The organism is Pseudomonas jessenii (assembly GCF_002236115.1).
GTDB classification, from domain to species: domain Bacteria; phylum Pseudomonadota; class Gammaproteobacteria; order Pseudomonadales; family Pseudomonadaceae; genus Aquipseudomonas; species Aquipseudomonas jessenii.
In genome coordinates this window covers 81,489-98,087 of record NZ_NIWT01000007.1, presented here as the reverse complement: position 1 = coordinate 98,087, position 16,599 = coordinate 81,489, and the positions used below count along the sequence as shown (strand labels likewise).

The following is a 16,599-nucleotide window of genomic DNA, read 5'->3' as shown; positions in this document are numbered from 1 at the left end:
GTATGAGGTGAAGCTATGTTAAACCGCGAGCTCGAAGTCACCCTCAATCTTGCCTTCAAGGAAGCTCGTTCGAAGCGTCATGAGTTCATGACCGTCGAGCACCTCTTGCTGGCCCTATTGGACAATGAGGCTGCCGCCACCGTTCTGCGTGCGTGCGGCGCAAACCTCGACAAACTCAAGCATGACCTGCAGGAGTTCATTGACTCCACCACGCCATTGATCCCCGTGCATGACGAGGATCGCGAAACCCAGCCAACCCTGGGCTTCCAGCGTGTACTGCAACGTGCTGTGTTTCACGTACAGAGCTCGGGCAAACGCGAAGTGACTGGCGCCAACGTGCTGGTCGCGATCTTCAGTGAGCAAGAGAGTCAGGCGGTGTTCCTGCTGAAACAGCAGAGCGTTGCCCGTATAGATGTCGTCAACTACATCGCCCATGGCATTTCCAAAGTGCCGGGGCATGGCGATCACTCTGAAGGTGAGCAAGATATGCAGGACGACGAGGGCGGTGAGTCTTCTTCCTCAGGCAATCCTCTGGATGCTTATGCCAGCAACCTCAACGAGCTCGCGCGCCAGGGGCGCATCGATCCGCTGGTGGGGCGTGAGCTGGAAGTCGAGCGCGTTGCGCAGATCCTGGCGCGTCGGCGCAAAAACAATCCGCTGCTGGTGGGCGAGGCGGGCGTGGGTAAAACCGCGATTGCCGAAGGCTTGGCCAAGCGCATTGTCGACGACCAGGTGCCGGATCTGCTGGCAAACAGTGTTGTTTATTCCCTCGATCTTGGCGCTCTGCTCGCGGGCACCAAGTATCGTGGCGATTTCGAGAAGCGCTTCAAGGCGTTGCTCAATGAACTGAAAAAACGTCCGCAGGCGATCCTGTTCATCGACGAGATCCACACCATCATTGGTGCGGGTGCCGCGTCCGGTGGCGTTATGGATGCCTCGAACCTGCTCAAGCCGCTGCTGTCCTCGGGTGATATCCGTTGCATCGGTTCAACCACCTTCCAGGAATTCCGCGGCATCTTCGAGAAGGACCGTGCCTTGGCCCGGCGCTTCCAGAAGGTCGATGTGTCGGAGCCTTCGGTGGAAGACACCATTGGCATTCTGCGCGGCCTGAAAGGGCGTTTCGAAAGCCATCACAATATCGAATACAGTGATGAGGCCCTGCGCGCGGCTGCCGAACTGGCCTCGCGTTACATCAATGACCGTCATATGCCGGACAAGGCTATCGATGTCATCGACGAGGCGGGTGCCTATCAGCGCCTGCAACCGGTCGAGAAGCGTGTGAAGCGCATCGAAGTGCCGCAAGTCGAGGACATCGTCGCGAAAATCGCGCGGATTCCGCCAAAACACGTCACCAGTTCCGACAAGGAGCTGCTGCGTAACCTGGAGCGTGACCTGAAATTGACCGTGTTCGGTCAGGATGCCGCGATCGATTCGCTGGCAACCGCGATCAAGCTGTCCCGTGCCGGCCTCAAATCCCCTGACAAGCCTGTCGGTTCGTTCCTGTTCGCAGGGCCTACCGGTGTCGGTAAAACCGAAGCGGCGCGTCAGTTGGCCAAGGCCTTGGGTGTCGAGCTGATTCGTTTCGACATGTCCGAGTACATGGAGCGCCACACCGTATCGCGTCTGATCGGTGCGCCTCCTGGTTATGTCGGATTCGATCAGGGCGGTCTGCTCACCGAAGCCATTACCAAGCAGCCACACTGCGTGTTGTTGCTCGATGAAATCGAGAAGGCGCATCCGGAAGTCTTCAACCTGCTGTTGCAGGTCATGGACCACGGTACGTTGACCGATAACAACGGGCGCAAGGCGGATTTCCGTAACGTGATCGTCATCATGACGACCAACGCCGGTGCCGAGACTGCAGCCCGCGCTTCGATCGGTTTCACCTATCAGGATCACTCGTCCGATGCGATGGAAGTGATCAAGAAGAGCTTCACGCCGGAATTCCGCAACCGTCTGGACACCATCATCCAGTTTGGTCGCCTCAGTCATGAGGTTATCAAGAGCGTGGTGGACAAGTTCCTTACCGAGCTTCAGGCGCAACTGGAAGACAAGCGTGTGTTGCTGGAGGTCACCGATGCAGCCCGCAACTGGCTGGCCGAAGGTGGCTATGACGCGGCGATGGGTGCTCGCCCAATGGCTCGCCTGATCCAGGACAAGATCAAGCGTCCGCTGGCGGAGGAGATTCTCTTTGGCGAGCTGGCCGAGCATGGCGGTGTGGTACACATCGACATCAAGGACGGGGAGCTGACCTTCGAGTTCGAGACCACGGCCGAGATGGCCTGACGTTCAAAAGCAAAACAAAAAGGCGCCGAGAGGCGCCTTTTTGCTGTCTGTTGATCGGCATGTCTGCTGTCTGTGGGAGCGAGCTTGCTCGCGATGGTCGTCAACGATGATGCGGGGAGTCTGACTTGACGTGGTGCTCTCAGGTTTTTCGCGAGCAAGCTCGCTCCTACAGGAGGTGGGGGGGTAAATTACAGGCAAACAAAAACGCCCGGCATAAGCCGGGCGTTTTGTATTGACTTGCTTAGCGAGTGAGCCCTATCTCTGTAGGAGCGAGCTTGCTCGCGATGTTCGTCAATGATGATGCGGGGACTCTGACTTGACGCGGTACCGTCAGGTTTTTCGCGAGCAAGCTCGCTTCAACCTTATCGAGCGCGGTAAGTGATGCGCCCTTTGCTCAAGTCATAAGGAGTCAGCTCTACGCGCACTTTGTCGCCGGTAAGAATACGGATGTAGTTCTTGCGCATCTTGCCGGAGATGTGCGCGGTTACGACGTGCCCATTTTCCAACTCCACACGAAACATGGTGTTGGGCAGGGTGTCGACGACAGTGCCTTCCATTTCGAAGCTGTCTTCTTTCGACATGCAGTAAAGCCCTCGGTGTCCAATGAATGGCCCGGTGCAACTGCGCCAGGCAAAAGCGGCGTGCATTGTGCCCGAAAAATGGGGTTTAAGCCAAGGGGTTTAGGGGCGGCTCTAGTTTAGAACCACCCAGCGCTGATTAATTAGCAACTCAATAGGGCGATATTGAGTCTTGTAGTTCATTTTTTTGCAGTTTTTGATCCAGTAGCCGAGGTAGACCGCATCCAGCCCCAGCCGCCTGGCCTCGGCGATTTGCCACAGGATCGCATAGCGCCCAAGGCTGCGACGCTCTTCGGAGGGTTCGTAGAAGGTGTAGACCGCCGAAAGACCGTTCGGCAGTAAATCGGTGACGGCGACGGCCAGCAGCCGGCCATTCAGGCGAAATTCATAAAATCTTGAAAACGGCAGGTCCCGCACCAGGAATGTCGAAAACTGGTCGCGACTCGGCGGGTACATGTCGCCATCGGCGTGACGCTGTTCGATATAGCGCTGGTAGAGGTCGAAGTATTCTTCGTTGAAGCCGGGCTTGGCTGGACGTACCTGCAAATCCACGTTGCGCTTGAAGATGCGTTTCTGTTGCCGGTTGGGCGTGAACTGTCCCACGGGAATGCGCGCCGGAACGCAGGCATTGCAATTCTGGCAATGCGGCCGATAGAGATGATCGCCACTGCGACGAAACCCCATCTCCGACAGGTCTGCATAGACATGCACATCCATGGGCTGGCTAGGGTCGAGGAACAGGGTTGTGGCCTGCTCCTCCGGCAGATAACTGCAAGAGTGCGGCTGAGTGGCATAGAACTTCAATCGCGCCAACTCGGTCATGATCAACCCTCGGGATAATGCTTTTGAATAAGTGTAAGCCACCTGCGCAAAAGTCGCTCAGCAAACCCAGCTAGCGCGATTGGGCTGGTCCAGATGCCTGGCCAGATAGTTGGCAAATTCATGGCGGGGTATCGCCCGGGCTCCGAGACTGTGCAGGTGATCGGTGGGCATCTGGCAATCGATCAGTACAAAACCCGAGTCTTTCAGATGCCGCACCAGTGTGGCAAAGCCGAATTTCGAGGCGTTGTCAGCGAGGCTGAACATGGACTCGCCGAAAAACAGCTGGCCCATTGCCAGGCCGTAGAGTCCGCCCACCAGTTCGTCCCCGTCCCACACTTCCACCGAGTGCGCGTGGCCACGCCTGTGCAGTTCGATGTAGGCGTCCTGCATGGCCTCGGTGATCCAGGTGCCGTCGGCGTAATCCCGGGGCGCGGCACAGGCGCGGATGACGGCGGCGAAGTCCTGGTCAAAGGTCACTTGATAGCGTTGCTGGCGTAGCAGTTTGTTCAGGCTGCGCGAGACGTGCAATTCGTCGGGAAACAGCACCGTACGCGGGTCCGGAGACCACCAGAGGATTGGCTGGCCCTCGGAAAACCAAGGGAAGCAGCCGTGGCGATAAGCCGAGATCAGCCGATCGGCGGACAGATCACCACCGGCAGCCAGCAGCCCGTTGGGGTCGCGCATGGCCTTTTCCAGTGGAGGGAAATGCAAGGTATTGCGTTGTAACCAAGTCAGCATGGCATCCGGGCTTGCAGAAGGGGAGGGCAGTGGCGGGTGTTGGCCCGCCATAAAGTTTGCCTTCAAACGGTTGGAATGTCGTCCAGGTATTTTTCAGCGTCCAGCGCCGCCATGCAACCGGCACCGGCAGATGTAACGGCCTGGCGATAAACGTGGTCGGCCACGTCACCGGCGGCAAACACACCTGCAATCGCCGTAGCGGTGGCATCGCCTTCGCTGCCGCCCTTGACCAGCAGATACCCGTCGCGCATTTCCAGTTGGCCCGTGAACAGGTCGGTGTTGGGTTTGTGGCCGATGGCGATAAACACCCCGGCCAGCGGCAGCTCCCGGGTTTCACCTGTGTGACTGTCCCGCAGGCGGGCACCGGTCACGCCGCTGGCATCGCCGAGCACTTCGTCCAGGTTTTGGTTCCAGTGCAGGCGAACATTGCCGTTGGCGGCCTTTTCAAAGAGTTTGTCCTGGAGGATTTTCTCCGAGCGCAGTTTGTCGCGCCGATGGATCAGGTGCACTTCTTTGGCGATGTTCGACAGGTACAAGGCTTCCTCGACCGCCGTGTTGCCGCCGCCGACCACAGCAACCACTTGATTGCGATAGAAAAATCCATCACAGGTCGCGCACGCCGAAACTCCTTTGCCGGCGAACGCTTCTTCCGACGGCAGGCCCAGGTATTGCGCGGAGGCACCGGTGGCAATGATCAAGGCGTCGCAGGTGTAGGTGCCGCCATCGCCGATCAGCTCGAACGGCCGTTGTTGCAACTTGGCGGTATGGATGTGGTCGTAAACGATCTCGGTGGCAAAGCGTTCGGCGTGTTTTTGCATGCGATCCATCAGCACCGGTCCGGTCAGGCCTTCAACGTCGCCTGGCCAGTTATCCACTTCGACGGTGGTGGTGAGTTGGCCACCTGCCTGGATGCCGGTAATGACAACCGGCTTGAGGTTGGCGCGGGCGGCATAAACTGCCGCGCTGTAACCGGCAGGGCCGGAGCCCAGGATAATCAGGCGGGAATGCTTCGCTTCGCTCATAAAAAACACCTCATAAGCCTTTGTCACCAAAGAGAATGCATGCTCAAATTGAATGGCATGTCATGTGCTGTTGACTATGCTGCATCCAAGGGTCTCAAGCATGGCGTCGTGCGTACAAACCCGTACAATGCCCTGCGTGTTACATATATTCAGTGTGCGCCGTGTTTATAGAAACAGGGGTGCAGTGTTAAAAGTAGTCCCGGTTACACGTGTTAACTTTATTACCTGCCTGGATTGGGCAGTTTTTTCGCGGTTTTTATAGACATTCACCAGATGGACGCGCCATTGGCGCAGGAAAAGAAGCGTTTTGAAGAAATCCACCGCAGCACCCAAACCAGCCGTCGTGCCGCTCTGGCGCCAGCACTTGCACTACCGACTCAAGGAAGGTGCGCTGATCGCCATCGGTGCCTTGTGCCTGTTCCTGATGATGGCCTTGTTGACCTATGGCAAGGATGATCCGGGCTGGAGCCATAACAGCAAGATCGACGACGTGCAGAACTTCGGCGGACCAGCGGGCTCCTACAGCGCCGATATCCTGTTCATGGTGCTGGGTTACTTCGCCTACATCTTTCCGTTGCTGCTGGCCATCAAGGCGTACCAGATCTTCCGCCAGCGTCACGAACCGTGGCAGTGGAGCGGGTGGCTGTTCTCCTGGCGCCTGATCGGCCTGGTGTTCCTGGTGCTGTCGGGCGCCGCTCTGGCCCATATCCATTTTCATGCCGCGACCGGTCTGCCGGCCGGTGCGGGCGGTGCGCTGGGGGAAAGCCTCGGCGAACTGGCCAGGAACGCCCTGAATATCCAGGGCAGCACGCTGTTGTTCATTGCGTTGTTCCTGTTCGGCCTGACTGTGTTTACCGACCTGTCGTGGTTCAAGGTGATGGACATCACCGGCAAGATCACCCTCGATCTGTTCGAACTGTTCCAGGGCGCCGCCAATCGCTGGTGGGCGGCCCGTACCGAGCGCAAACAGCTGGTTGCCCAGTTGCGTGAAGTCGACGACCGTATGGATGAAGTGGTTGCGCCGACCGTCACCGACAAACGCGAGCAGGCCAAGGTCAAGGAACGCCTGATCGAACGTGAGCAAGCCCTGAGCAAGCACATGTCCGAGCGCGAGAAGCAGGTGCCGCCGGTGATTGCGCCCGCGCCGCCAAAGCCCGCCGCACCGAGCAAACGCGTCGAGAAAGAGAAGCAGGCGCCGCTGTTCGTCGACAGCGCCGTGGAAGGCACCTTGCCGCCGATCTCGATTCTCGACCCGGCGGAAAAGAAACAGCTCAATTACTCGCCTGAATCCCTGGCTGCGGTTGGCCACTTGCTGGAAATCAAGCTCAAGGAATTCGGCGTTGAAGTCGCAGTGGATTCGATCCACCCGGGCCCGGTGATCACCCGTTACGAAATCCAGCCGGCGGCCGGGGTAAAAGTCAGCCGAATCTCCAACCTGGCCAAAGACCTGGCCCGTTCCCTGGCCGTGACCAGCGTGCGCGTGGTGGAGGTGATTCCGGGCAAGACCACGGTCGGTATCGAGATTCCCAACGAAGATCGGCAGATCGTGCGTTTCTCCGAGGTGTTGTCGACTCCGGAATACGACAACTTCAAATCCCCGGTCACCCTGGCCCTGGGCCATGACATCGGCGGCAAGCCGGTCATCACCGACCTTGCGAAAATGCCGCACTTGCTGGTGGCCGGTACCACCGGTTCCGGTAAGTCGGTGGGTGTGAACGCGATGATCCTGTCGATCCTGTTCAAGTCTGGCCCGGAAGACGCCAAGCTGATCATGATCGACCCGAAAATGCTGGAACTGTCGATCTACGAAGGCATTCCGCACCTGCTGTGCCCGGTGGTCACCGACATGAAGGACGCCGCCAACGCCCTGCGCTGGAGCGTTGCCGAGATGGAGCGACGCTACAAGTTGATGGCCAAGATGGGGGTGCGAAACCTGTCGGGCTTCAACGCCAAGGTCAAGGAAGCCCAGGACGCCGGCGAGCCTTTGAGCGATCCGCTGTACAAGCGTGAAAGCATCCACGACGAAGCGCCACTGCTGCAGAAGCTGCCGACCATCGTCGTGGTAGTCGACGAATTCGCCGACATGATGATGATCGTCGGCAAGAAGGTTGAAGAACTGATCGCCCGTATCGCGCAAAAGGCTCGTGCGGCCGGTATCCACTTGATCCTTGCGACCCAGCGTCCGTCGGTGGATGTGATCACCGGTCTGATCAAGGCCAACATCCCGACCCGCATGGCGTTCCAGGTATCGAGCAAGATCGACTCGCGGACCATCATCGACCAGGGCGGCGCCGAACAACTGCTGGGCCACGGTGACATGCTCTACATGCCGCCGGGTACCAGCCTGCCGATTCGTGTTCACGGTGCTTTCGTGTCCGACGATGAGGTTCACCGCGTGGTGGAAGCCTGGAAGCTGCGGGGTGCGCCGGAATACAACGACGACATCCTCAATGGCGTCGAAGAGGCGGGCAGCGGCTTTGAAGGCAGCAGCGGTGGCGGCGACGGTGACGATCCCGAGGCCGACGCGCTGTACGACGAAGCGGTCCAGTTCGTGCTGGAAAGCCGTCGTGCCTCCATTTCTGCGGTTCAGCGCAAGCTGAAGATCGGCTACAACCGCGCTGCGCGCATGATCGAAGCCATGGAAATGGCCGGGGTCGTGACGTCCATGAACACCAACGGTTCGCGTGAAGTCCTGGCCCCGGGGCCGGTGCGCGACTGACCCGAGTATGAAAGGGGGGGCGCCTTTGCGCCGCCCGCACTCCCACGAATGTTATGAGGACTCCCATGCGTCTGATCCGCATGCTGTTGCTGCCGGTACTGGCCTTGACCACGCTCCAGGCTAACGCCGACGACAAGGACGTGGCACGCCTGACCCAACTGCTGGAAAAATCCCAGACCCTGACCGCACGTTTCTCGCAACTGACCCTCGATGGCACAGGCACCCAATTGCAGGAAACCGCCGGCGAGATGTCCCTGCAGCGTCCAGGCCTGTTCTACTGGCACACCGATGCGCCGGCCGAACAGACCATGATCTCCGATGGCAAGAAAGTCACCTTGTGGGACCCGGACCTGGAACAGGCCACCATCAAGAACCTCGACCAGCGCCTGACCCAGACCCCGGCCTTGCTGTTGTCCGGTGACGTGTCCAAGATCAGCCAGAGCTTCGACATCAGTGCCAAGGAAGCCGGCGGCGTGATTGACTTCACCCTGAAGCCGAAAACCAAGGACACCCTGTTCGACAGCCTGCGCCTGTCGTTCCGCAATGGCCTGGTCAATGATATGCAACTGATCGACAGCGTCGGCCAGCGCACCAATATCCTGTTCACCGGGGTGAAGGCGAACGAGCCGATCCCTGCGTCCAAGTTCAAGTTCGACATCCCCAAGGGTGCCGATGTAATCCAGGAATAAACGGCTGACGCAAAACCTGTGGGAGCGAGCTTGCTCGCGATAGCGTTGGGTCAGTCGACATAAATGTTGAATGTGATGCCGTAATCGCGAGCAAGCTCGCTCCCACAGGGTCAGCGTTTTGGCCCGCAGGCATTAAGTAACCCGAGGTTTTAAACGTACGCCATGGATCTGTTTCGCAGCACCCCCATCGCCCAGCCCTTGGCCGCCCGCCTGCGTGCGGCCAATCTGGACGAGTACGTCGGTCAGGAACACGTGCTCGCTCGCGGCAAGCCCCTGCGCGAGGCGCTGGAGCAGGGTGCCCTGCATTCGATGATTTTCTGGGGGCCGCCGGGCGTGGGCAAAACCACCCTGGCGCGATTGCTCGCGGAAGTCTCGGACGCGCACTTCGAAACGGTCTCGGCGGTGCTGGCCGGGGTCAAGGAGATCCGTCAGGCGGTGGAAATCGCCAAACAGCAGGCCGCGCAGTACGGCCGCCGCACCATTCTGTTCGTCGACGAAGTGCATCGATTCAACAAGTCCCAGCAGGATGCGTTCCTGCCCTATGTCGAAGACGGTACGCTGATTTTCATCGGCGCAACCACGGAAAATCCCTCGTTCGAACTCAACAACGCCTTGTTGTCGCGGGCGCGGGTCTATGTGCTGAAAAGCCTCGACGAAGCGGCCCTGCGCAAACTGGTGCACCGCGCGCTGACCGAAGAGCGTGGCCTGGGCAAGCGTAACCTGACCCTCAGCGACGAAGGCTTCCAGATGCTGCTGTCGGCTGCCGATGGCGATGGTCGGCGCCTGCTCAACCTGCTGGAAAACGCCTCGGACCTGGCGGAAGACAACGGCGAAATCGGCACCGACCTGCTGCAAAGCCTGCTCGGCGATACCCGCCGGCGGTTCGACAAGGGCGGCGAAGCGTTCTACGACCAGATTTCCGCCCTGCATAAATCGGTGCGCGGCTCCAACCCCGACGGCGCCTTGTACTGGTTCGCACGGATGATCGACGGCGGTTGCGATCCCTTGTACCTGGCCCGGCGCGTGGTGCGCATGGCCAGCGAAGACATCGGCAATGCCGACCCCCGCGCCCTCAGCCTGTGCCTGGCGGCCTGGGAAGTGCAGGAGCGCCTCGGCAGCCCCGAAGGCGAGCTGGCGGTGGCCCAGGCCATCACCTATCTGGCCTGCGCGCCAAAGAGCAACGCGGTGTACATGGGCTTCAAGACGGCATTGCGCGCCGCCGCCGAGCACGGTTCGCTGGAAGTGCCGCTGCACCTGCGCAACGCGCCGACCAAGCTTATGAAACAATTGGGCTACGGCGATGAATACCGTTATGCCCACGATGAGCCGGACGCCTATGCCGCTGGCGAAGACTATTTCCCGGAAGAACTCGACCCGATCCCGTTCTATCAGCCCGTGCCCCGTGGCCTGGAGTTGAAGATTGGCGAAAAACTCAATCACCTGGCGAAACTCGACCGTTTAAGCCCAAGGCAGCGGAGAAAATAGTGCTTCCCTTGATCGTTGCGGTTTCCGTCGGCGGGATGGCCGGCACGTTGTTGCGCTTCGTCACGGGCAACTGGATCAACGCGAATTGGCCTCGGCACTTCTATACCGCGACGCTGGCCGTTAATATCGTGGGCTGTTTGCTGATCGGCGTTCTATACGGTCTGTTTTTGATACGCCCGGAGGTGCCCATCGAGGTGCGTGCCGGGTTGATCGTTGGCTTCCTCGGGGGGCTGACGACTTTTTCATCCTTTTCACTGGATACGGTGCGCCTGCTGGAAAGCGGGCAAGTGCCGCTAGCCCTGGGCTATGCGGCGCTCAGCGTATTCGGCGGGCTGCTTGCCACCTGGGCCGGCCTGTCCTTGACCAAACTTTGATAAACGAGAAACCGACATGCTCGATTCCAAACTGTTACGTAGCAACCTTCAGGACGTAGCGGACCGCCTGGCATCCCGTGGCTATACCCTGGATGTTGCGCGCATCGAAGCGCTGGAAGAACAGCGCAAGACCGTCCAGACCCGCACCGAAGCACTGCAGGCTGAACGTAATGCGCGCTCCAAATCCATCGGTCAGGCCAAGCAGCGCGGCGAAGACATCGCGCCGCTGATGGCGGACGTCGAGCGCATGGCGGGCGAATTGAGCGCGGGTAAAGTCGAACTGGACGCGATCCAGACCGATCTGGACTCGATCCTGCTGGGTATCCCCAACCTGCCGCACGAATCGGTACCGGTCGGCGAAGACGAAGACGGCAACGTCGAAGTGCGCCGCTGGGGCACCCCGACTGCCTTCGATTTCCCGGTTCAGGACCACGTCGCCCTGGGCGAGAAGTTCGGCTGGCTGGACTTCGAAACCGCCGCCAAGCTGTCCGGCGCCCGTTTCGCCCTGCTGCGTGGCCCGATTGCCCGTCTGCACCGCGCCCTGACGCAGTTCATGATCAACCTGCACGTCACCGAGCACGGCTACGAAGAGGCCTACACGCCTTATCTGGTCCAGGCCCCGGCGCTGCAAGGCACCGGCCAGCTGCCGAAGTTCGAAGAAGACCTGTTCAAGATCGCGCGCGAAGGCGAAGCCGACCTGTACCTGATCCCGACCGCTGAAGTGTCGCTGACCAACATCGTCGCCGGCGAAATCGTCGATTCGAAACTGCTGCCGATCAAGTTCGTCGCCCACACGCCATGCTTCCGCAGCGAAGCCGGTGCATCGGGTCGTGACACCCGCGGCATGATCCGCCAGCACCAGTTCGACAAAGTTGAAATGGTGCAGATCGTCGAGCCATCGAAATCCATGGAAGCGCTGGAAGGCCTGACCGCCAACGCCGAGAAAGTCTTGCAATTGCTGGAACTGCCTTACCGCACTCTGGCGCTGTGCACCGGCGACATGGGCTTCAGCGCGGTCAAGACCTACGACCTGGAAGTGTGGATCCCGAGCCAGGACAAGTACCGCGAAATCTCGTCGTGCTCCAACTGCGGCGACTTCCAGGCCCGCCGCATGCAAGCGCGTTTCCGTAACCCGGAAACCGGCAAGCCGGAACTGGTACACACCCTGAACGGCTCCGGCCTGGCGGTGGGCCGTACCCTGGTCGCGGTGCTCGAGAACTATCAGCAGGCCGACGGTTCCATCCGTGTGCCTGAAGTCCTCAAGCCCTACATGGGTGGCCTTGAGGTCATCGGCTAAATGAACTATCTGCCGCTGTTTCACAACCTTCGCGGCAGTCGTGTGTTGGTCGTCGGCGGGGGGGAGATTGCCTTGCGCAAATCCCGCCTGCTGGCCGATGCCGGTGCGCTGCTGCGGGTGGTTGCACCTGAAATCGAAGCGCAATTGCGCGAGCTGGTTGCCGGCAGCGGTGGCGAGTGTCTGTTGCGTGGCTACGCCGAGGCGGATCTGGACGGTTGCGGGCTGATCATTGCCGCCACCGACGACGAAACGCTGAACGCACAAGTCTCCGCCGATGCCCATCGACGTTGCGTGCCGGTCAATGTGGTGGACGCGCCGGCCCTGTGCAGCGTGATCTTCCCGGCCATCGTCGACCGTTCTCCCTTGATCATTGCTGTGTCCAGCGGCGGCGATGCGCCGGTGCTGGCACGTTTGATTCGCGCCAAGATCGAAACCTGGATTCCTTCCACCTACGGTCAATTGGCCGGGCTGGCTGCGCGATTCCGTCATCAGGTCAAAGGCCTGTTTCCGGATGTGCAGCAGCGTCGGGCGTTCTGGGAAGATGTTTTCCAGGGCCCGGTTGCCGATCGGCAACTGGCTGGGCAGGGCGGTGAAGCCGAGCGGTTGCTCCAGGCGAAAATCGATGGTGAGGCGCCAGTGGCGACCGGTGAAGTCTATCTGGTGGGCGCAGGGCCAGGTGATCCCGACCTGCTGACGTTCAAGGCATTGCGTCTGATGCAGCAAGCCGACGTGGTGCTGTACGACCGTTTGGTGGCACCGGCGATTCTCGAACTGTGCCGTCGCGACGCCGAGCGGGTTTACGTCGGCAAGCGCCGATCCGATCACGCGGTGCCGCAGGATCAGATCAACCAGCAATTGGTGGATCTGGCCAAGCAAGGCAAGCGTGTGGTGCGATTGAAGGGCGGCGATCCGTTCATCTTCGGTCGTGGTGGCGAGGAGATCGAAGAACTGGCGGCCCATGGCATCCCGTTCCAGGTCGTGCCGGGGATCACGGCAGCCAGCGGTTGCGCGGCCTATGCCGGGATTCCGCTGACCCACCGCGATTATGCGCAGTCGGTGCGTTTCATCACCGGCCACCTCAAGGACGGCTCCAGCGATTTGCCATGGGCCGATCTGGTCGCCCCGGCGCAAACCCTGGTGTTCTACATGGGGCTGGTGGGCTTGCCGATCATCTGCGAACAGTTGATCAAGCATGGTCGCGCTGCCGATACCCCGGCGGCACTGATCCAGCAGGGCACCACGGTCAACCAGCGGGTGTTTACCGGTACCCTGGCGGACCTGCCACGACTGGTGGCAGAGCATGAAGTGCATGCGCCGACCTTGGTGATCGTGGGTGAAGTGGTGCAACTGCGCGAGAAACTGGCGTGGTTCGAAGGGGCTCAGGGGCAGGTCTGAGACCGAGTTGCCCCATCGCGAGCAAGCTCGCTCCCACAGGGGATTTGTGAACGACACAAATCAATTGTGGGAGCGAGCTTGCTCGCGATGGGGCCTTCAAAACCTGCACAAATCTCAAGCTCTGCGCCAAACCCCTTTCCCACTCAACCGCTCCCGATCATGGGCCGCGGTGAAGTCCTGGGCTGGGCCTTTCGGCACCACACCCGTCGGGTTGATGGTGCGGTGGCTGGCGTAGTAGTGATTCTTGATGTGTTCAAAATCCACCGTCTCGGCAATCCCCGGCCACTGGTAAATCTCCCGCAGCCAGTTCGACAGGTTCGGATAATCCGCAATCCGCCGCAGGTTGCACTTGAAGTGCCCGTAGTACACCGCGTCGAAGCGAATCAGCGTGGTGAACAGGCGGATGTCCGCTTCGGTCAGGTACTCGCCCGCCAGATAGCGGTTGGCGCCCAGCAGCAGCTCCAGTCGGTCCAGCTCGGCAAACACCTCATCGAAGGCTTGTTCATAAGCCTGTTGCGAGGTAGCAAACCCGGCGCGGTACACGCCATTGTTCACCGCCGGGTAAATCCGCTCGTTCAACGCATCGATTTCTCCCCGCAGCGGCGCCGGGTAAAAGTCCAGGTCGTTACCGGTCAGATCGTCGAAGGCGCCATTGAACATGCGGATGATTTCCGATGATTCATTGTTGACGATGCACTTTTGCTGTTTGTCCCACAGCACCGGCACGGTGACGCGACCGGTGTAGTCGGCGGTGTCGGCGGTGTAGCGCTGGTGCATGAATTCGAAATGGTCGAGCTTGTCGCCGGTCGACCCCAGGTGCTGGTCGAAGGTCCAGCCGTTTTCCAGCATCAACCAGCTGACCACCGAAACGTCGATCAGGTTTTCGAGGCCTTTGAGTTTGCGCAGGATCAGTGTGCGATGAGCCCACGGACAGGCCAGGGACACGTACAGGTGATAGCGCCCGGGCTCAGCCGCGAAACCGCCGACGCCGGTCGGCCCCGGCTTGCCGTCAGCGGTCAACCAGTTGCGACGCTGTGCCTGTTCGCGCTGGAACGCGCCGTCCTTGCTGCTCTCGTACCACTTGTCCTGCCAGCGGCCATCCACTAACAAACCCATGTTCAAGACTCCCGAAACCCATAATCGATGGAGTCGAGTCTATTCCGATGAGTTCGAACAAAAAGCGCAAAGATCGGGCGCGAATGATCGATTAAATCGATTTGTCCCGCGCAGCCCAGTATTTTTCAGCGGTTTCGAAGGCCTGTTCGCGGGTCTGGCCAAGGCCACGCAGGGCCAAGGCCATGGTCGAGATCAGGGCCATTTGCGGGTAGCTGTCGACCACATCGCCACGCCAGACCGCTTTCAAATGCTCAGGATCAAGCGAGGCAGGTTTGACGTGACGCTGCGCCGACAACTGCGGCCATTCCTCGTCCCAGCTCTCGCCCCCGGTGGTGCCGTACAGGTGACTGTCGGCGTCCGGGTTGATCTCGATCTCGCCGCCATCGCCCTTGATCACAATGGCGGTATCACCGAGCAATCCACTGGCGTCGCGATGCACGGCCTGATAACCCGGGTGGAAAATGCTCTGCAGGCCACAACGGGCGCCCAGTGGGTTGAGGATCCGCGCCAGCGAGTGGATCGGCGAGCGCAGGCCCAGGGTGTTGCGCAGATCGATCATGCGTTGCAGCTGTGGCGCCCAGTCCATCAATGGCATGAAGGCCAGGCCGCCGTTATCCAGCGCCGAACCCACCTGTTGCCAGTTACGGCACAACGGGATGTTCAATTCGCCCAGCAGTTGCTCGCTGTACAAGCGTCCGGCCGTGTGGGCGCCGCCGCCGTGCATGAAAATCCGCACGCCGTTTTGCGCCAGGCACTTGGCCGCCAGCAGATACCACGGCAAGTGCCGCTTCTTGCCGGCATAGGTCGGCCAGTCCAGATCCACTGCCATTGCCGGAGGATTCAGGCGTTCGCGCAATGCCTCGGTGAAACCCGCCATCTCCTCGAAGCTTTCTTCCTTGTGCCGCAACAGCATCAGGAATGCGCCGAGCTGGGTTTCCTCGACCTTTTCATCGAGCACCATGCCCATGGCTTCGCGGGCCTCGACCCGGGTCAGGTCACGAGCGCCGCGCTTGCCTTTGCCAAGGATCCGTACGAACTGGGCGAACGGATGCTCGGCGGGCGTTTCGAGTGTCAGTGCTGGGTAATCGGTCATAAGCAATTCGTCGGTTTGGGCAGGCCCGCCAGTTTCGCGGCGAGTTTGGCGGGAGTGCCTTTGAACAGTCGGTTCAGGTGCAGGCTGTTGCCTTTTTCCGGGCCGAGTTTCAGGGCGGTGTACTTGATCAACGGGCGGGTGGCCGGTGACAGCTGGAATTCGGCGTAGAAACTGCGCAGCAGTTCGAGGACTTCCCAGTGTTCGGGCGTCAACTCGATGTCTTCGGCCGCCGCCAGGGCACTGGCCACATCGGCGGACCAGTCACTCAGTTCGACCAGGAAACCGTCCTTGTCCAGTTCGATGGCGCGGGGGCCGACCGTCAATGCCTTCATAGCCAACTGTTGACCTTGTCGTAGTGAATCGACAGCTCGACGAAGGCCGGGTAATCGATGGCACTGGCCCAGTCTGGAACCGCAAGCGCACGGGCCTGGGCATCTTCGACCAGCACGAACAGCTTCAGGCCACGTGCGCTGAGCGCAGTGAACGGCGCGGTGCCTGGTTGCAACGCATAGGCGGCATCACCGGACAACAGCAACCCGTCGTTGGCGCCGATCACACGCAGGCAACTGGTCAGGCGTTCGTCGCCGAACGGGGAATGAGACAACACATGCAAAGTCGACATCAGAGGGTGATCACCTGGTCGTAACGGTCAATGAGGGCGGTGATTTCGTGAGCGGCCAATACCTGGGCTTCTTCCAGCGACAGGCCGCTGGGGGCCAGGCCACGCTGGGTGATGCTGTCGCCACAGGCAAACAGTTCCTCGACACCGAACATCGGCAGGGCTTGCAGGTTGGCGCTCAGGTCTTTCTGTTGCAGGGCCTTGGCGTTCTGACCGGCGGCCAGCTGGAACACGCCGTCATCGAGAAACAACAGGCCGATCGGCAGATCGAAAGCGCCCCCGGCCAGCACGATATCCAGCGCTTCCCGCGCGCCTGGGCCGGACCATGGCGACTGGCGGCTGATGATCAATATGGATTTGGCCATG

16 protein-coding genes are annotated in these 16,599 nt (G+C 60.3%); 7 read left to right on the top strand and 9 right to left on the bottom strand.

What is annotated here, in order from left to right; genetic code table 11:
- The first annotated feature begins 15 nt into the window (after positions 1–15).
- Positions 16–2,286, top strand: a complete 2,271-nt coding sequence (gene clpA, locus PSJE_RS23415; protein ID WP_057714168.1) for an ATP-dependent Clp protease ATP-binding subunit ClpA — start codon at positions 16–18, stop codon at positions 2,284–2,286.
- A 362-nt stretch (positions 2,287–2,648) separates the two neighbouring features.
- Here clpA and infA read toward each other — a convergent pair whose 3' ends face one another.
- The 4 genes from infA to trxB all read right to left on the bottom strand — a co-directional run bounded on the left by infA (position 2,649) and on the right by trxB (position 5,446).
- Positions 2,649–2,867, bottom strand: coding sequence for a translation initiation factor IF-1 (infA, locus tag PSJE_RS23410; RefSeq protein WP_002553999.1), 219 nt, complete (start codon positions 2,865–2,867; stop codon positions 2,649–2,651).
- Positions 2,868–2,978: 111 nt separating this feature from the next.
- The gene (locus PSJE_RS23405) at positions 2,979–3,686 is read right to left on the bottom strand and encodes an arginyltransferase (RefSeq protein WP_057714169.1); all 708 of its coding nucleotides are present in this window, start codon (positions 3,684–3,686) and stop codon (positions 2,979–2,981) included.
- A gap of 57 nt (positions 3,687–3,743) precedes the next feature.
- On the bottom strand, positions 3,744–4,424 hold the full coding sequence (aat, locus tag PSJE_RS23400; protein ID WP_057714170.1) for a leucyl/phenylalanyl-tRNA--protein transferase: 681 nt from the start codon (positions 4,422–4,424) through the stop codon (positions 3,744–3,746).
- A 62-nt stretch (positions 4,425–4,486) separates the two neighbouring features.
- Positions 4,487–5,446 (bottom strand): thioredoxin-disulfide reductase, encoded by a 960-nt coding sequence (trxB, locus tag PSJE_RS23395; RefSeq protein ID WP_057714171.1) that lies wholly within the window; start codon positions 5,444–5,446, stop codon positions 4,487–4,489.
- Between the two features lie 307 nt (positions 5,447–5,753).
- Between trxB and PSJE_RS23390 the strand changes: the two genes are divergently transcribed.
- From PSJE_RS23390 to cysG, 6 genes are all read left to right on the top strand, one after another.
- Positions 5,754–8,165 (top strand): DNA translocase FtsK, encoded by a 2,412-nt coding sequence (locus PSJE_RS23390; protein ID WP_057714172.1) that lies wholly within the window; start codon positions 5,754–5,756, stop codon positions 8,163–8,165.
- Between the two features lie 65 nt (positions 8,166–8,230).
- A complete protein-coding gene (gene lolA / locus PSJE_RS23385) occupies positions 8,231–8,854 on the top strand; it encodes an outer membrane lipoprotein periplasmic chaperone LolA (protein WP_008049385.1) in 624 nt (207 codons plus the stop codon).
- A 162-nt stretch (positions 8,855–9,016) separates the two neighbouring features.
- Positions 9,017–10,339, top strand: coding sequence for a replication-associated recombination protein A (locus tag PSJE_RS23380; RefSeq protein ID WP_090456609.1), 1,323 nt, complete (start codon positions 9,017–9,019; stop codon positions 10,337–10,339).
- Positions 10,339–10,713, top strand: coding sequence for a fluoride efflux transporter CrcB (gene crcB / locus PSJE_RS23375; protein WP_057714174.1), 375 nt, complete (start codon positions 10,339–10,341; stop codon positions 10,711–10,713). Before PSJE_RS23380 ends, crcB begins: the two co-directional genes overlap by 1 nt.
- A 16-nt stretch (positions 10,714–10,729) precedes the next feature.
- Positions 10,730–12,010 (top strand): serine--tRNA ligase, encoded by a 1,281-nt coding sequence (gene serS, locus PSJE_RS23370; RefSeq protein ID WP_090456607.1) that lies wholly within the window; start codon positions 10,730–10,732, stop codon positions 12,008–12,010.
- Positions 12,011–13,405, top strand: coding sequence for a siroheme synthase CysG (cysG, locus tag PSJE_RS23365; protein WP_090456605.1), 1,395 nt, complete (start codon positions 12,011–12,013; stop codon positions 13,403–13,405).
- 114 nt (positions 13,406–13,519) lie between these two features.
- On the opposite strand, the gene PSJE_RS23360 is transcribed toward cysG, so the two are convergent.
- The 5 genes from PSJE_RS23360 to tusC all read right to left on the bottom strand — a co-directional run bounded on the left by PSJE_RS23360 (position 13,520) and on the right by tusC (position 16,598).
- Entirely contained in the window at positions 13,520–14,521 is a 1,002-nt protein-coding gene (locus PSJE_RS23360) for a glutathione S-transferase family protein (protein WP_090456603.1), read from the bottom strand.
- A 91-nt stretch (positions 14,522–14,612) separates the two neighbouring features.
- Entirely contained in the window at positions 14,613–15,614 is a 1,002-nt protein-coding gene (locus PSJE_RS23355) for a glycosyl transferase family protein (RefSeq protein ID WP_057714178.1), read from the bottom strand.
- The gene (locus PSJE_RS23350) at positions 15,611–15,946 is read right to left on the bottom strand and encodes a TusE/DsrC/DsvC family sulfur relay protein (protein WP_057714179.1); all 336 of its coding nucleotides are present in this window, start codon (positions 15,944–15,946) and stop codon (positions 15,611–15,613) included. The genes PSJE_RS23355 and PSJE_RS23350 overlap by 4 nt, the downstream gene beginning before the upstream one ends.
- On the bottom strand, positions 15,943–16,236 hold the full coding sequence (tusB, locus tag PSJE_RS23345) for a sulfurtransferase complex subunit TusB (RefSeq protein WP_090456601.1): 294 nt from the start codon (positions 16,234–16,236) through the stop codon (positions 15,943–15,945). The genes PSJE_RS23350 and tusB overlap by 4 nt, the downstream gene beginning before the upstream one ends.
- Complete coding sequence (gene tusC / locus PSJE_RS23340) at positions 16,236–16,598, bottom strand: sulfurtransferase complex subunit TusC (RefSeq protein ID WP_090456599.1); 363 nt, start codon at positions 16,596–16,598, stop codon at positions 16,236–16,238. Before tusC ends, tusB begins: the two co-directional genes overlap by 1 nt.
- Position 16,599: the final 1 nt, after the last annotated feature.